19 protein-coding genes and 3 pseudogenes are annotated in these 15,346 nt (G+C 38.0%); 17 read left to right on the top strand and 5 right to left on the bottom strand.

The annotated features are described in order from the left end of the window. The first annotated feature begins 86 nt into the window (after positions 1-86). The 5 genes from KUH03_RS07335 to KUH03_RS07315 all read left to right on the top strand — a co-directional run bounded on the left by KUH03_RS07335 (position 87) and on the right by KUH03_RS07315 (position 2,478). A complete protein-coding gene (locus tag KUH03_RS07335; RefSeq protein ID WP_257092211.1) occupies positions 87-698 on the top strand; it encodes a hypothetical protein in 612 nt (203 codons plus the stop codon). Between the two features lie 35 nt (positions 699-733). Then, positions 734-973: a hypothetical protein gene (locus KUH03_RS07330; protein ID WP_257092210.1), complete on the top strand. Its 240-nt coding sequence runs from the start codon at positions 734-736 to the stop codon at positions 971-973. A 14-nt stretch (positions 974-987) separates the two neighbouring features. Continuing rightward, complete coding sequence (locus KUH03_RS07325; protein WP_257092209.1) at positions 988-1,947, top strand: hypothetical protein; 960 nt, start codon at positions 988-990, stop codon at positions 1,945-1,947. Positions 1,948-2,047: 100 nt separating this feature from the next. Continuing rightward, entirely contained in the window at positions 2,048-2,287 is a 240-nt protein-coding gene (locus tag KUH03_RS07320; protein WP_257092208.1) for a hypothetical protein, read from the top strand. 35 nt (positions 2,288-2,322) lie between these two features. After that, positions 2,323-2,478, top strand: a complete 156-nt coding sequence (locus KUH03_RS07315; RefSeq protein WP_257092207.1) for a hypothetical protein — start codon at positions 2,323-2,325, stop codon at positions 2,476-2,478. A gap of 112 nt (positions 2,479-2,590) precedes the next feature. Here the strand turns inward: KUH03_RS07315 and KUH03_RS07310 are convergent, their stop codons facing one another. Next, positions 2,591-2,791: a hypothetical protein gene (locus tag KUH03_RS07310; protein ID WP_257092206.1), complete on the bottom strand. Its 201-nt coding sequence runs from the start codon at positions 2,789-2,791 to the stop codon at positions 2,591-2,593. A gap of 71 nt (positions 2,792-2,862) precedes the next feature. Then, positions 2,863-3,237: a hypothetical protein gene (locus KUH03_RS07305; protein ID WP_257092205.1), complete on the bottom strand. Its 375-nt coding sequence runs from the start codon at positions 3,235-3,237 to the stop codon at positions 2,863-2,865. A gap of 871 nt (positions 3,238-4,108) precedes the next feature. Here KUH03_RS07305 and KUH03_RS07300 point away from each other — a divergent pair. The 6 genes and pseudogenes from KUH03_RS07300 to rlmB all read left to right on the top strand — a co-directional run bounded on the left by KUH03_RS07300 (position 4,109) and on the right by rlmB (position 8,589). Further along, positions 4,109-4,684 carry a hypothetical protein gene (locus KUH03_RS07300; protein ID WP_257092204.1) on the top strand — a complete coding sequence of 192 codons (576 nt, stop codon included), beginning with the start codon at positions 4,109-4,111 and terminating at the stop codon, positions 4,682-4,684. Beyond that, the gene (locus KUH03_RS07295; protein ID WP_257092203.1) at positions 4,648-4,905 is read left to right on the top strand and encodes a hypothetical protein; all 258 of its coding nucleotides are present in this window, start codon (positions 4,648-4,650) and stop codon (positions 4,903-4,905) included. The genes KUH03_RS07300 and KUH03_RS07295 overlap by 37 nt, the downstream gene beginning before the upstream one ends. A gap of 34 nt (positions 4,906-4,939) precedes the next feature. Beyond that, on the top strand, positions 4,940-5,449 hold the full coding sequence (locus KUH03_RS07290; RefSeq protein ID WP_257092202.1) for a hypothetical protein: 510 nt from the start codon (positions 4,940-4,942) through the stop codon (positions 5,447-5,449). A gap of 420 nt (positions 5,450-5,869) precedes the next feature. Then, a complete protein-coding gene (locus KUH03_RS07285) occupies positions 5,870-7,033 on the top strand; it encodes a DNA polymerase III subunit gamma/tau (protein ID WP_257092201.1) in 1,164 nt (387 codons plus the stop codon). A 209-nt stretch (positions 7,034-7,242) separates the two neighbouring features. Beyond that, positions 7,243-7,722, top strand: coding sequence for a hypothetical protein (locus tag KUH03_RS07280; protein WP_257092200.1), 480 nt, complete (start codon positions 7,243-7,245; stop codon positions 7,720-7,722). A 73-nt stretch (positions 7,723-7,795) separates the two neighbouring features. Further along, positions 7,796-8,589: pseudogene (rlmB, locus tag KUH03_RS07275) on the top strand (23S rRNA (guanosine(2251)-2'-O)-methyltransferase RlmB). Positions 8,590-8,819: 230 nt separating this feature from the next. Here rlmB and KUH03_RS07270 read toward each other — a convergent pair. The 3 genes and pseudogenes from KUH03_RS07270 to KUH03_RS07260 all read right to left on the bottom strand — a co-directional run bounded on the left by KUH03_RS07270 (position 8,820) and on the right by KUH03_RS07260 (position 12,660). Further along, positions 8,820-10,118: a long-chain fatty acid--CoA ligase gene (locus tag KUH03_RS07270; RefSeq protein WP_257096754.1), complete on the bottom strand. Its 1,299-nt coding sequence runs from the start codon at positions 10,116-10,118 to the stop codon at positions 8,820-8,822. A 53-nt stretch (positions 10,119-10,171) separates the two neighbouring features. Continuing rightward, positions 10,172-10,582, bottom strand: a complete 411-nt coding sequence (locus KUH03_RS07265; protein WP_257092199.1) for an AMP-binding protein — start codon at positions 10,580-10,582, stop codon at positions 10,172-10,174. 211 nt (positions 10,583-10,793) lie between these two features. Then, positions 10,794-12,660 (bottom strand): annotated as a pseudogene (locus KUH03_RS07260) (DEAD/DEAH box helicase). Between the two features lie 260 nt (positions 12,661-12,920). Here KUH03_RS07260 and KUH03_RS07255 point away from each other — a divergent pair. From KUH03_RS07255 to KUH03_RS07230, 6 genes and pseudogenes are all read left to right on the top strand, one after another. Then, positions 12,921-13,601, top strand: a complete 681-nt coding sequence (locus KUH03_RS07255) for an RNA polymerase sigma factor (protein ID WP_257092198.1) — start codon at positions 12,921-12,923, stop codon at positions 13,599-13,601. Between the two features lie 60 nt (positions 13,602-13,661). Beyond that, positions 13,662-13,790 carry a hypothetical protein gene (locus KUH03_RS07250; RefSeq protein ID WP_257092197.1) on the top strand — a complete coding sequence of 43 codons (129 nt, stop codon included), beginning with the start codon at positions 13,662-13,664 and terminating at the stop codon, positions 13,788-13,790. Positions 13,791-14,050: 260 nt separating this feature from the next. Further along, positions 14,051-14,220: pseudogene (locus KUH03_RS48275) on the top strand (FecR domain-containing protein); the annotation flags it as partial. Further along, complete coding sequence (locus tag KUH03_RS07240; RefSeq protein WP_373564790.1) at positions 14,221-14,622, top strand: FecR domain-containing protein; 402 nt, start codon at positions 14,221-14,223, stop codon at positions 14,620-14,622. A gap of 122 nt (positions 14,623-14,744) precedes the next feature. Continuing rightward, on the top strand, positions 14,745-15,065 hold the full coding sequence (locus tag KUH03_RS07235; RefSeq protein ID WP_257092194.1) for a hypothetical protein: 321 nt from the start codon (positions 14,745-14,747) through the stop codon (positions 15,063-15,065). Beyond that, positions 15,065-15,340, top strand: a complete 276-nt coding sequence (locus tag KUH03_RS07230; protein ID WP_257092193.1) for a carboxypeptidase-like regulatory domain-containing protein — start codon at positions 15,065-15,067, stop codon at positions 15,338-15,340. Before KUH03_RS07235 ends, KUH03_RS07230 begins: the two co-directional genes overlap by 1 nt. Positions 15,341-15,346 lie beyond the last annotated feature (6 nt).

The following is a 15,346-nucleotide window of genomic DNA, read 5'->3' as shown; positions in this document are numbered from 1 at the left end:
AAAATAGAAAATCCTGCCTATGGCGGGATTTTTGTAACTCTTTTGGAATATTTCCTTATGTAGTCAAATAATTTAAATTTAAAATTATGAGAAAAAAAATATTAAAAAGTTCAATCAGGAATAGTACTCTTCTAAAGATAGCATCCCTAGTGTTATTGTTAAGTTTGTCCTGTAGTAAAAATAACAAACTTGAAAATGCAGAAGAAATCAAAGAGGAAAACGTTTTACGAAAAACAAAAGCTACTGCGATTACAGATCAAAATGAGCAAAATGCTAATAAAAATTGGAAATGGGATGATCCAGCTTTAACAACAGTGAAATTATATTTTAAGCCAAAGATTAATAATCAACCTAGTCCATCTATTGAAAGATCATTGCCTTGGTTTATCGCTGGTAATCCTATAAATAATAGTGATAAAGATTATCGTTCCGAACTTGGTTGGGTATTATATTTGAAAGACTTTGGAACTCCTGATAGACCAGCTCAAACACCATTTTTTGCTTTATATAATAGATACTCAGGTGTTTTAAGGTTCTTTGTTTATAATTATAGAACGCAGGATCTTAATGAAGGATCAAAAACTTATTATATCGGAAAACTTAGCTATACTGATCCAGATAAACATAATGGGACATTGTCCTTTTTGGCTCCCCTGAACAATTTGTTGTTGATAAGGAAAATAAAAATACATCGTTAATAAGTATTACAAAAAAGACCGCAAGTGATATTTGGATGAATTTTGATTTTCTACTTGCTAAACCTGCAGAACTGGCTGAACTTCCTGCTGAAAGTGTGAATTTGAATTTAAATATATTCGGAGCCAATGAGACGGAGTTAAATCTTGGGTCGGATTTTTCTAATATTACAGCAAAATCTGTCATTGGTGGTGCAGGTACAACATCGGATTTTTCCAAGTTTATCAATGGCGGAGTGGAATATACTACTTCTGGTGGCGCTTTGTTGAGTCGATAAATAAACTACAAACATTGACTGCTACAAAAGTCCAATCTAAAGCTGATTTATCAGTGAAAGCAGGAAATGGTTTAGAGACTCCTAAGGTTCGAGCTGCAATCCCCGTTGCAACTATTGCCGCAGCAGTTAGTGTAGTAAAAGGAGTATTTGGATTTGTTAAGTCTTTTGTAGGGGGATCAAAATCTGGAACCAATACGCAAAGTTCTTTACAATATAATGGCATTGTCAATACAACGGGAACTGCGATTCTATCCAATAATTTGTATAATATCCAATTTAGCCTAGATAACCGTAGCCCAATTTCTCCAAGTTATTATATTCCTCTATATGAATATCCAATTGGAATTTTGAGGGCTCTTCCTCCAATTTCGGATACATATGGAACGGGAATTTATTTTGAAGAAAACCAATACTATTGTGGTAAGCCAATGCCGTTGGATGTTTTAAAACAAGCGACATATGCCATTAAGCGTACCGCCTTGCAGAATATCTATAGAGATTTTACAAATGAGTATCGGGGATTGGAACCATATATCCGATTAGATAGTATAAACTTAACTTTAATAAATCGTAAGTATTCAGGGGATGGAGTATTACCGAATTCATTTGAATATTTTCCGAAGGGGTCTACTCCTATAGAGCCAAGAAATTTTGATGTGATGAATGAATTTACATTTCCAGATAGTAGGAATTCTGGTTGGAGACAATATTATCCATTCACTCAGTTAGGACAAGAATACTTTTACGTAAAAAAATGGTATTATTCTAATTCCCAGTTTGCATTTAATATATTTAATGATCCGTATCAATTGCATAAACCTTCATTAGGTATATATATAAAATTTACTATTACTGATCCTAATTATCCAAATAATGAGTCAAGAGAAAGGGTCATTTTTAAAGTTGTGGATTTATACAGATCTACCAAACAAAATTTGAATATTAAAGGATGCCCTGTTATAGATTATAATTAACGCAATTTTAATAAATGAAAATCCTGCTAATGGCAGGATTTTTTTGTCGCATTTTGGGTGGATATTTCGTTATATAGTCAAATAATATAAGTTTTAAATTATGAAAAAACCAATCTATTTATTTGTATTAAGTATTGTCCTGTTTTTTGGGTGCAAAAAGTCAGATGATAAGCCTGACACTGAACCTGATGGACTTAAAATAGAAATAAAGGGAATTTCTGGATGGGGTGATATTGTAAATGTCATCATTGATAAAAATAAGACTGAAATTAAATATCCGAAAAGTCTTGTTCCAGAAGCTAAAAAGATAAAGTTTACAAAACGAGTGAGGCCACATTAAAGCAGTTGTCGAGCTATATTGATAGGTATAAGTTAATGAATGCAAAAATTCAGGAATGCGCACGCTGTGCAGATGGAACGGATTATGTGATCACAATAAAATATGAAGGTAGGGAGAACACGGTTACTATTGCAGCTCACCGTACAGATGGTAAATATGCCGATCTATTGGATTTTATTGATAAACTTTAATAACTAAGCGTTCTTATTAGTTTGTTTTACAAACCTTAAATAAAAATCGAAGAACTTAGTATTATTGGTTTTCGCTACAATTTACACTGTTTGTAGCTTTCGGAACAGTATTTTACCTCGGTTCATAATGGTATACAATCTGGTAGGATTGTTTTTTAAGTTCATCAGATAATTGACCTATAGCCAAACTTTGCGCTTGCGGAGTAGGTTCACATACTGAATAGTATTTTCCATTATATAAAATAGCATCACCGATAGGCTGTTCGAATTGAACGGCCATGGTGATATGTGTGGGGTACAAGAGTGTGATCATTGGGAGATTGTAAATCTCTTTGACCAAGTAAAAGAATAGTGCTGCACGATCGTCACAGTCGCTATATTTATTTAATAATGTCTGTTCTGGGGATAGTCGTTTTCTGTCCCAAAATTCTCTTCATCATTTTCGTATAGAAAAGCATAACGTGTAAACCGCATTAAATAATCTACGCCTTCTTTTTCTTTCTTCCCTTTTAGATTTTCTTTCAGAGCAGGAACCAATGATTGATAGGTTTCCTTACTCAATGGAATATTGAAGTAGGTCTCGAAATCAACTCCAGGATAGTTTTTAAAAAGATCACTGATATCATTGTTCAATTTAACATTAAAATGATAGGCTTTATGACCATAATTGAATGCAATTTGTTTTTCAACGTAGTTTGCAGGTACAAAATCCGGCAGCTTTGTGATTTTATAGCTGAAATCGTTGGTTGCTTCCGGCACTTTAATATTTACAGGGATATAGGTGTCTGCTCGTTGAAATAGTTTTCCATAATCATGAAAATTTAAACAGGTATATTTTTTACCATCAACTTCAAAAAAGGAATATCAGAAATATCCTCATTGTTTTGAATAAAAAGACAATCTGATTATTTCCTACTGCCAAACGCGCATCATATCCAGATTTGCACATCAGAAACCATTTGTATAGCGTGTAACGTGCATAGTTCTCCGCTTTTGGTGCAATTTGTTGTGCTGTGCGACGCACAAGCTGATAATATACCCAGTCGTTGAGGTGTTGTTTATCTTTGTATTCGAGTAAACTATTTACCAGATTATGGTATTCTGCCTGATCGGCAGTTTGGTAGAACTCCTGTACGCGAGCTCCCGTTAAACTATCATTGAATGGAATATTGAAAGATGGGGGACATTAATTGATACTTTTCCATCGTAAAAATCGAAATCATGATGCTGCGCCCTAGCAATTTGTAGACTGCATGTAAACCAATATAAAATGGTCAAAAAGGCAATATGGCATCCTTTGATATTCAATTATTAATAATTTGATAACATTAGTGTAATATAAATTTAACAATTATCGATGCTTTTTCCAAGGATTTAGGAAAAATGTTTTTGGATTACATACTAGGAAATTTTAATTGTATGTTTTTAAGACCGTGGAGTCGTGGTGTTGTTAAATGTATAATACAATGTTAATTTTAATTTAATATTTGTTCTTTATTTTTAATCTAAATGTAAAAAGGTTATTAACTTATAATATTTAATTTGTATGGTAAAAGTGGATCTTAGAAAAATTATTTTCTATTCATTATTTTTTTCTCTTTTGTTTGTGTTGAGTTGCAGAAAAGCGGATATGAAAAATGATAATAGCATCGGTTCAATCGATCATTCAAAAGTTAAGGCGGGAATACCATCTTACTATTTCGATTGGGAAACTGCTGATTTTATGCCTGGGCCAGCGGGGAGTCCAAAAGTTTTGGTTCCTTGGGCGTCAGGCGCAAATAGGAGTTTTCCAGATGAACTAGCTTTTGATTTCAAGAAGAAGGATGGTTGGGTTCTGCTTTACAATTCATTTAACCAAACATTTGAGTCATCTCCGAAATTTTTTACGTTATACAATAAGTTTAATGGACTTATTCGGTTTTACCTCTATATCCCACCGGGCACACCCGCTCCGTCTTCTTATTTTAGTGATGGACTATCCATCGCTGGTGGCGGAAAAAGTTCGATTTTGAATTTTGGTAACGATGTCGCTGATATCACAAAGACTGTAGGGTCAATTAGTCGAATCCAAAACTTTCAGCTTCAGGCCACGGGCTCTTGGTATTTGTCACAATATGAACTTGCGTATGACCCAAATATCAGTCAATTGACACCGGAAAATATTGTCTTTTGTGGAATACAGCTGCGACAAATCTTTCTTCGGTGACCTTAAATGGGGAAACTAGCGGTAGTTTGTCTGGGACTATTGGAACTGAGAGTCCCGGAGGATTCAATTTGGGGAGCTTATTGGGAAATGTAGCAAACGGAGTGTTATATGCAACAGGAGTAAAAGGAATAGAGATTCTTAAAATAGGGAATAAATCAATAAATGAAAGTCTCTTAGGAGGGGCTAAGAGCGGACTTTCGGGGCTGTCAAAGGCTTTTTAGTGCTATTTTAGGAGGTACATCTACCAGCCCTCAAGTGGTCAATCTTACCTTAAAAACAAAATCAAAATTAGAGGGAAATATATCAAATGTTAGTGGTATTACTAATCTATCGTTGGCAGTCCCAGGTTCGTCTAATATACAAAATTCAGCGGGGTATATACCTTCATATGATAAAAAATTAGGCGTGGTCAATATGTTGGAGCAACCGAGAATTGTTTTCAGTAAAGACAGTGTATGGTATGGTATTGGAAATAACCTTAAATGGAAAGATGGTAGTTATTTAGGTGGGCCAATTGTATCATTCAAATACCGATTTTATAATTATTTTGACAATAAGAAGAAACTGGTTTTTAATCCCGAGCTCGTCAATGAAGGAGTAACGTTCAAAGTTTTACGAGAAGATATTGTCGTACCTTGCGATAGTATAGATTTAGCGACTTCGAACTATACTGGAAGAGACAAATTGAAACCTTTTTGGAATATTACGGTTTTGAATTTGAACCGGATTCCCATAGTGGTGTTTATTCCGATATTGAATTCATAAGTAACCGTAATTTCGCTGTTTTTGGGTCAAAGGACTCCGAAACATCGGCGGTAGGTGTATTAACAAGCTGGATTTGGGAAAATAGATATGTGAGTGGTGTTCGTTATACAGACAATGTAAAAGCTAAAGAAGCTTTTATTAGATATACAATATTAGTAACTCCTCCTAACAACAGTGCACCAATCACTATAGTGAAGTCTTTTAAAGCGAATGTAGTAAGGTTGTAAAGAGCTACTTTTCGGATGTAAATTGATATTTATATTCCCCGGTTTGCCTTCTGTTGCAATAAAAATTAAAGAAAAATAGGGATGTCCGACCTTTGAAGTGACCCCAGAAAGTTGGACATCCTTATTAATTACTGACTTGCGATTTTTAGGTTTTAGTTTCTCCATTTTCTTTTTTAATTCGTATCTTCGTGCAATGGATAATTTTATTGTTTCTGCACGTAAATACCGCCCGATTACCTTTGATTCGGTTGTAGGTCAGCAACACATTACGGGTACCCTAAAGAATGCAATTCACAACAATCAGTTGGCGCAGGCATTTCTATTCTGTGGGCCACGTGGTGTTGGTAAAACTACTTGCGCCCGTATTTTAGCCAAAACAATAAATTGTGAACGGATCTTACCTGGAACTGAGCCTTGTGGCGAATGTGACAGCTGTAAATCCTTCCAAAACGGTAATTCTTTTAGCATTCACGAACTCGATGCCGCATCCAACAACTCGGTAGATGATATCCGTAACCTCATTGATCAGGTCCGTATACCACCTCAGGCAGGAAAATATAAGATTTATATCATCGATGAGGTGCACATGCTCTCACAGGCCGCTTTCAATGCATTCTTGAAGACATTGGAAGAACCACCTTCTTATGCGATTTTTATCCTTGCAACAACCGAAAAACATAAGATTTTGCCAACGATTCTTTCACGTTGTCAGATTTTTGATTTCAACCGTATAAAGGTGGAGGATATGGCAGGCCATCTGGCGAGAATAGCTGATCGTGAAGCGATCGCTTATGACCAAGATGGTTTACATATCATTGCGCAAAAGGCAGACGGTGGTCTTCGTGATGCATTGTCTATGTTTGATCAGATTGTCAGTTTCTCGAATAAAAATGTAACCTATCAGGCTGTTATTGACAACCTGAATATTCTGGATTACGATTATTATTTTAAGCTAACGGATTCGATCTTGGCTGAAGATGCTGCACAAACGCTCTTGACATTTAACGAGATTTTGAATCATGGTTTCGATGGAAGTCATTTCATTGCTGGTTTATCAGCCCATTTTCGGAATCTGTTGGTGGCTAGAGAGCCGGCGACATTAAAATTATTGGAAGTTAGCGATAGCATACGTCAAAAATACTTACAGCAAGCGCAGAAAGCTTCTTCGGGATTTTTATTGTCCGCATTGAATATCTCAAACCAATGTGAAATAAATTACAAAACAAGTAAAAACCAACGCTTACAGGTAGAACTTGCTTTGTTGAAAATGTGCCATATCGCAAGTGCCATTAAGTTAAGTCAGCTCGGTTCTATACAGGTTCCTTCAGCAGCTGAAGGAGTAAAAAAAACTCCCTGAGTCTGTAGTCTCGCAGGCAAAGGAAAGTCCTTCTGCGGCAGCACCTTCTGGAAATCCAGTGCAAAATGCGACTCCAGCACCCGTTGTATCAACTCCCACGCCTGTATCCAACCCACAAACAACAGTTTCCAATCCCCAGACTTCGGCTGTTAAACCCGAGGTAAAAAATGATGTCGTTTCAAATGTACCACCAAAAGTAAAAAAGGAGGATGGGGGCAACTGCCTCAGCGATTATTCCATCATTACCGGATTTGAACACTATTTATGACAACAACTCGGTTGCCAAAGAAGGTGATGAGCCTGAATTAATAAGAGGTACCGAACAACGTGAGGTAAGCTTTAATCAATTCATAGCCATTTGGAATGCCTATGCTGAGCAGTTGAAGACTGAAAATAAAATCAACCTGTATACGATGATGACGACTACGCAACCTCGTTTGAACGGTACGTTGATCGAGATTGATGTCGAAAATGGCGTACAGATGGATGTACTGCAAAGCGCGAAAGTGGATGTGTTGAATTATCTTCGGGTAAAACTGCAAAATTTTGCGCTAGATCTACAAGGTGTGATGATGGAATTCACGGTTTCCCGCAAACCGTACACTTCGCAGGAAAAGTATCAGGCTATGGTAACCAAAAATCCGCTTTTAGATACTTTGCGTAAGGAGTTTAACTTAGGTTTAAGCTAAATCGACCATTCTAATTCCTGTTAATTTTTGTACCTTTGCAATCTCTTCTATTTGGAAGGTAATATTTAGTTTTATGATGCAAGGAAATTTTCAGAGACGTGATCGCGATCACGGCGAAAGACGTGAAGTAAATCAGATGGTATTCGGTATCCGTGCCGTCATCGAAGCGATCGATAGTGGTAAAGAAATTGAATCGTTATTTGTGCAACGCGGATTAAGTGGTAGCTTGATTCTGGAACTGAAATCCTTGTTGAAAGAACATGATATTGCTTTCCAGCAAGTGCCTATTGAAAAACTGAACCGTATCACACGGAAAAATCATCAAGGAGTAATTGCGGTTATATCGCCAATTACCTATCAAAATATTGAAGATCTCCTACCTCAGATCTATGAGAAAGGTGAAACTCCTTTACTTTTGATGTTAGATGGTGTAACTGATGTTCGTAATATGGGGGCTATTGCACGTACGGCTGAATGCTCAGGTGTGCATGCGATCATTGTGCCGAAAAAGGATCTGCTGAAATAAATCCGGATGCAATTAAAACATCCGCTGGAGCATTGTATAAAATTCCGGTCTGCCGCCATGATAGTCTTTCAAAAGTGGGTAAATTTCTGATAGATTCAGGAGTGCAATTGGTTGTGAGTACAGAAAAAACAACGTCGAGTATCTATGACGTGGATTATACAGCACCTACCTGTGTCATCATGGGCGCTGAGGATGTCGGTGTATCGAATGATTTAATCCGTATCGCGGATAATCTTGCCAAGATACCAATGTATGGCGAAATAGGCTCTCTTAATGTGTCTGTATCGGCTGCCGTTGTTATTTATGAGGCAATTCGTCAACGTCTGCCTAAGAAGTCGTAAGAACAAAATTCTGCTATATAAAATAGCCTTTGTCAGAGACAAAGGCTATTTTTTTGAATATCGATCTTATTGATTTTTACTTTAATATTGAAGCAAAAGGGTTTTGGTTCAATTTTATACCGCTCTTGCTGATCCTTATTTCAATCTGCAGACGAAAGTCTGATCCAGATCCCGACATCTTACATGCTTTATTGTTTGTCCCTGATAAATAGATTTGTTTATTTATTTAACTAAGTATTGTAAATCGCTTCAACCTCTTTTTCGTACTTCTGAAGAATGATTTTTCGCTTCATCTTTAAGGTGGGGGTTAATTCACCCGTCTCTATTGTCATTTCGTTTGGAATAATTGCAAATTTCTTGATCTGTTCCCAGTTACCAAAATTTTGATTGATGCGATTGAGTTCGGACTCAATCTGCTGTTTAACTTCAGGATGGTTCAGGAATTCTATTTTTGACAATGTTGCCAATGAAAGAGCGGAGTTCTTGCTCCATTCCAAAAGATTGACATAGTTTGGAACAATTAAAGCTGCGGGAAATTTTCGCGATTCGCCGATCACCATGACCTGTTCAATAAAGGAAGATTCTACGATCTTGGACTCAAGCTGTTGGGGAACAATATATTTGCCGCCAGAAGTCTTGAACATCTCTTTCTTGCGGTCTACTATTTTAAGAAACTTGCCGTCAACCCATTGACCGATATCTCCAGTATATAGCCAGCCATCTTTGAGTACCTCAGCAGTGGCTTCTTCATTTTTATAATAGCCAAGCATATTGTTTTCGCCTTTGGTGAGGATCTCCCCATCTTCGGCAAGTTTGATTTCAATATTAATCAATGGTAGACCTACTGTACCGATTTTCATCCCTCTTTTAAAGCAGTTTACAGCAATACAGGGGCCTGCTTCGGTTAGACCGTAACCTTCATAAATAGGGATTCCGGCAGCCATATACAAACGGATTAATCTTTCTTGTAAAGCAGCACTGCCCGATGCAACCCCTTTGATGTCCCCACCCAAGGCCTCCCGCCATTTTGAAAAGACGAGTTTTCTTGCGATACTTAATTTGATAGCATACCACCAAGAGCGGTTCTCTAATGTGTATTGCTCACCAACACGAAGAGACCAAAAGAATATCTTGCGTTTGAATCCAGTCAGCTTTTCACCGGTTGCAATAATTTTCTCATATACTTTTTCAAGTACACGGGGCACAGCTGAAAAGATATGTGGTCGGACTGATTTGAAATCTTCGCCAATGGTATCCATCGACTGGGCAAAGAAGATTGTTAAGCCCTTATACATATAGACATATTGGAAGACACGTTCGTAGGCATGGCAAACGGGCAGAAAGGAAAGTGCTCGGTCTCCGCGTCCGACAGGGAAGGAGTACTCACTACTCATGGTATCGGCCAATAGATTGCGGTGAGCCAGCATAACTCCCTTCGGATTTCCGGTTGTACCTGATGTATAAATGATAGAAGCGAGGCTCTCGGTACCGACGGCATTTCGAAGTGTCTCAAGCTGCTCATCAGTGATGGAAGTACCATTAGTAACGAAACTCTGCCAATGCGGTATATCCTCTTCTTTGTCTAAACTAAAAATATGTTCAAGGAGCGGACATGAGTCTCTGATCGAAGTGATCTTCGTATATAGCTTTTTGAACTTACGATACAGTTTTTAATCTCAGCATGATTGAATATATAGCTGTAATCTGATTCAGAGATATTTGGATAAATCGCGACGACGACAGCACCGATCTGTTGGATTGCAAAATCAAGAATATTCCATTCGATGCGGTTTTCACTGATTAAAGCAACTTTTTCACCTACTTGGACACCGAGCGCAATCAGACCTTTGGATACCTGATTGACACGTTCAATAAATTCTGTATTACTTACTGCTACCCAATTCGCTCCGGCTTTGTAGGAAAACATAGGAAAGCCAGGTGCAGTTTCTTGTTGCAAATAGGCTAAATCAAATAATCTTGTTGCTGTTGGCATTGTGAAAATCCAGTTCGTGTAATTAAGCTAATTTACGTTTTTTTGCGGAGATTAAGGCATGTGAACAATGGAATAAGGCACATTAAGATAGCGATAAGGTGGAGGGTATTTGGGGTTTGGATGTATGAACTACTATAAAGAAAAAGACTCTGATCTGCAAAGCCGGGGCTTTCCAAATCAGAGTCTTTATACGCTTATCTAAATACTAAATCTAGTATTTGCTTTTAGATTCTTTACGTTTACCTGAGAAATCACGGAAACCTCCGCCATTGCTACTACCACGGTCACGTTTTTCGCCGCTGAATCCGCCTTCACGTCTTCCGCCACGGTCACCGCCTCCGTATCCACCTTCACGTCTTCCACCGCGATCACCACCACGGTATCCGCCTTCGCGTCTTCCGCCACGATCACCACCACGGCTTCTTCCACGATCACCACCACGGCCTTCGCTTCTAGCTTCACCAGATACTTCGATACGTACTTGACGACCGTTGTAATCTACACCTTGGAATCCTTGGAATACTTTCTCAACTTCAGCATCTTGTACTTCAAAGAATGTAAACACACCTTTTAAGTCAATTTTACCGATAGATTTTCCGGAGATATTCGCGTTGTTACAGATAAAGCCTAACATGTCTCCACGAGAGAATTCATCTACTGAACCTAAGTTCATGAACAAACGGGTATAACCTTTTGAACCTTCACGAGAACGACCATCACGTCTATCGCCACGATCTTCACGAGAACCTTCACGGGCTTCGATATTTAAATCTGGAGCGTTTTTATAATCTAAGAAACGGTTGAATTCAAGGGATGCAAATCTTTTGATGATATCTTCTTTTGAAAGAGATTCCAGATTTTCCATAATTGCTGGCAAGAATGGACTGATTTGCTCATCATTTACTTCAACGTTTTCAATCTTTTTAACGATTGAGAACAACTGTTTTTCGCATACTTCAGCACCTTGAGGAACTTGTTTTTTCTCAAAAGGCTTACCGATGATCTTTTCAAGATGACGGATTTTGCTGAGTTCTTTTACGTTTACCAAAGAAAGAGAAATACCAGTTTTACCTGCACGGGCAGTACGACCTGAACGGTGCGTATAGTTTTCTGTTTCATCAGGTAAAGAGAAGTTGATAACGTGAGTTACATCACTTACATCAATACCACGAGCGGCTACGTCTGTTGCGATCAATAATTGTAAACTACGGTCACGGTAACGTTTCATTACTTTATCACGTTGTTGTTGAGACAAGTCACCGTGCAGCGAGTCTGCATTGTAACCATCTTTGATCAACGCTTCAGCGATATCCTGTGTTTCGATTTTTGTACGACAAAATACAATACCAAAGATATCAGGGTTTGAATCCACAATACGTTTGAACGCAGCATATTTATCTTTTGCTTTGATCAAATAATAGTGGTGTTCGATGTTGGCATTACCGGTGTTTTTGTACCTACAGTAAGCTCAACAGGATCGGTCATATAATTCTTTGCGATACGACGTACCTCAGAAGGCATTGTCGCCGAAAATAACCAAGTTTTTTTCTCGTCAGGAGTTTCTGACAAAATGTTGTTGATGTCTTCTTTGAAGCCCATATTGAGCATCTCATCCGCTTCATCTAATACAACATATTTAACATTTGAGAAATCAATTGCATTTCTGCCAATGATATCCAACATACGACCTGGGGTCGCAACTACAATTGCACTCCACGTCTAATTTGACGTAGCTGGTCTGAGATATTTGCACCTCCATATACAGCAACAACATGTACGTTGTCAACGTATTTAGCAAATTTTTCTAAATCTTTTGAGATTTGTAAACATAATTCCCGAGTAGGGCAAAGGATTAATGCCTGTGGGTGTTTTTGAGAAAAGTCTAATTGCTCTAATAATGGAAGACCAAATGCCGCGGTCTTTCCTGTGCCAGTTTGGGCTAATCCGACAAAATCGTCGTTACCAGTCAATAAAACAGGAATGGCTTTTTCCTGAATTTCAGAAGGTTTTTCGAAACCTAATTCTGAGATGGCATTAACAACTTCCTCACGGATTCCCAGTTCTAAAAATGGGTTCATGAAATATTATATACAATAGGCACTATTGCCTAAGGCGTTGCAAAGGTAAAAATAATATTTGAATAATCAAAGAATTTAAATAATTGATTTTTAATGAGATTGAAGATTGCAAATTAAGGGGATAAAAATTTATTCGCGGTATATAGCTAGTGACCGACTGAAAAGTATTATTTTGATTGTAAACTATTTTGCTTTTTTGTACTTTCTTTATTCATTTATTAATAAAAACTTAATATCTCAACCTTATTTTTGGTATTAGTATGGATCAGATACCAATTATATATCAGCAATGGCTAAGGGCTATTAAAGAGCGGAATGATACGAATGCTTATGCTGAGTTATATCAGTATTGTTGGAAAGATCTTTATCAACATGCCGCCCGGCGTATTCTTGATTCGCAGGATGTAGAAGATATTCTTCAGGAACTGTTTGTTCAGTTTTGGGAAAAACGTCATACGATCGATATCCAAATGAATCTTCCTGCCTATCTCAAGGGAATGCTCAAATATAAAATTATAGATTTTTTCAATTCCAATAAGGCAAAGGATAAACTCTTGGATCATTGGAGTAAACATATTTTCGATTACGTACAGCATCATCCGGAAGAACTTGAAACTTACCTCATGCTAGAAAAGATGCTGGAAGATGAATTAGAAATTATGCCGCATAATATGCGGCAGGTACTCTTGTTGAAGTGGGAGCATCTATCAATTCGTGAGATAGCACTGCGGATGGGACTCTCTGAACAAACTGTAAAAAATAACCTTACCGAAGCATCCAAAAGACTGAAGAAAGCAATAATCGGCTATCAAAATGTTCAAGATGGCAGTTTTACCCTCCTGCTTATTTTTGTTCTGGAAGAGCTCTCAGGTAAATGGCAGCCGTCTGGTGGTCATTGCAGCATTAAAAATCAATTTAACAATTCTTTTATAAAACGTTAACTATTTATTGAAGTACTTTCCAGCTTTTTTGAAGACTTGTATATAAACAGCAGGCAAAAAGTGAAAAGAAGAATTTTTGAATCCTTAATCTATAGATATCAGCAGAACAAAGCCAACAAGGCTGAGCAGTCCCTGATTGATCGCTGGTATGATACACTTGATCAGGAAGAACTTCCTGCAGGAAGCTAGATGAGGTTCAGTTGTGGAATAGCATAGAGCAACGGATCGGAAGTACTGCTCCTAAAAAATCAACGGTTCGGAAAATAAGCTATTGGAGCGGAGCAGTTGCCGCAAGCCTGCTGTTGTGCTTTGGTATTTTATTTTGGAAAAAACAGCATGATCTGAATTTCTCCCGAAGAGAATCGAATTTAAAACCGGGTTACCGGATTTTTGAAACAGGGGCCTCGCAACGTAAACGGGTACTTTTGGCCGACGGATCAACCGTTGTAATGAACGCATATTCCAAAATTAAATTGGATACCGTCTCTTACGATAGGCGGGACCGGGTTGTCGAGCTTATGGCTGGAGAGGCATTTTTGAGGTCAAGAAAGATTCTACGAAAGCTTTTATTGTGAATGCCCAACAAATACAGACAAGAGTATTGGGTACCTCATTTACCGTGAAAAACTATGCGGAATTGGATGATATATCGGTGTCTGTATTTACAGGTAAAGTGCAGGTCACCGCCAATAATAATCCACTGGGTGTGCTGACCCGTGGGGAACAGATTCGGTATACCAAAAATAACCACAATAGCAATCAGGAGACTTTTGATCTAACGACACGTAATAGCTGGATTGAGGGAAGAGTTTACCTTAAGCAAAGCAGTTTTGCAGAGTTGGCACTGGCGGTTAAAAATATCTATGATGTAGATATTAAAACTGACGACCAGCGGATTGCTCAACAACGGTATAGCATGCCGATATCAAAGCAGCTGTCCTGGACGGCAACCCTCGAAAGTATCAAAGCAATTCATCACAATAAATCCAGGAAGGAGGGCAGGATAGTGCATATTTACTAGTTTGGGGATAAAAACAGAGCTGACGACGGCCATCGTCAACTCTGAATCATACACCATTTGGAGATGGTATAAATAACATATACAACAACTTATAGAGATATTATATATACGTATACAAATTTATGAAATTTAAGCAATACGTTACGCAAAACGGTATTAAGTTTATGATAAGGACATCGTTGGTAGGTTTACTTCTTTCGATCGTATCGGCCGAAATGCTTTTAGCTTCGGGCGCATACGGCCAGTTACTCAATAAAAAGATTACAGTTTCTTTTAGTGAATCCAATATTCCAGCGGCTTTCGAACGTTTGGAATCCCAAAATATACATATCGCTTTCGATGCTGCGAAATATAATCTGGCAAAGAAAAAGGTAAATGCCAAAATTTTTAAAAGTAACAGCGTTCGGGATGTCATGCGTTATCTGCTCAGGAGACTGACCTGATGGCTCAAGACAACGGTGTTTATATTACATTGGTCGAAAAGCCGGTACAGCAGGATGGGCGTATCTCAGGTAAAGTTATTGATGATCGCGGTCAGCCTTTGGCCAATGCCAGTATCAAACTGATCGGTGTCAATAAATCAACACAGAGCGGTATCGATGGGAGCTATCTTTTGAATGCTGAACCGGGAACCTACATACTGGAAGTCAGTTATCTCTCTTACCAGACCCAACGTATTGAGGGGTCAAAATACAGGCTGGACAAAGGACTGGATTAAATATTG

The organism is Sphingobacterium sp. E70 (genome assembly GCF_019285695.1).
In the GTDB taxonomy this organism is placed as follows: Bacteria; Bacteroidota; Bacteroidia; order Sphingobacteriales; family Sphingobacteriaceae; genus Sphingobacterium; species Sphingobacterium detergens.
This window is presented reverse-complemented; position numbering and strand designations above follow the sequence as displayed.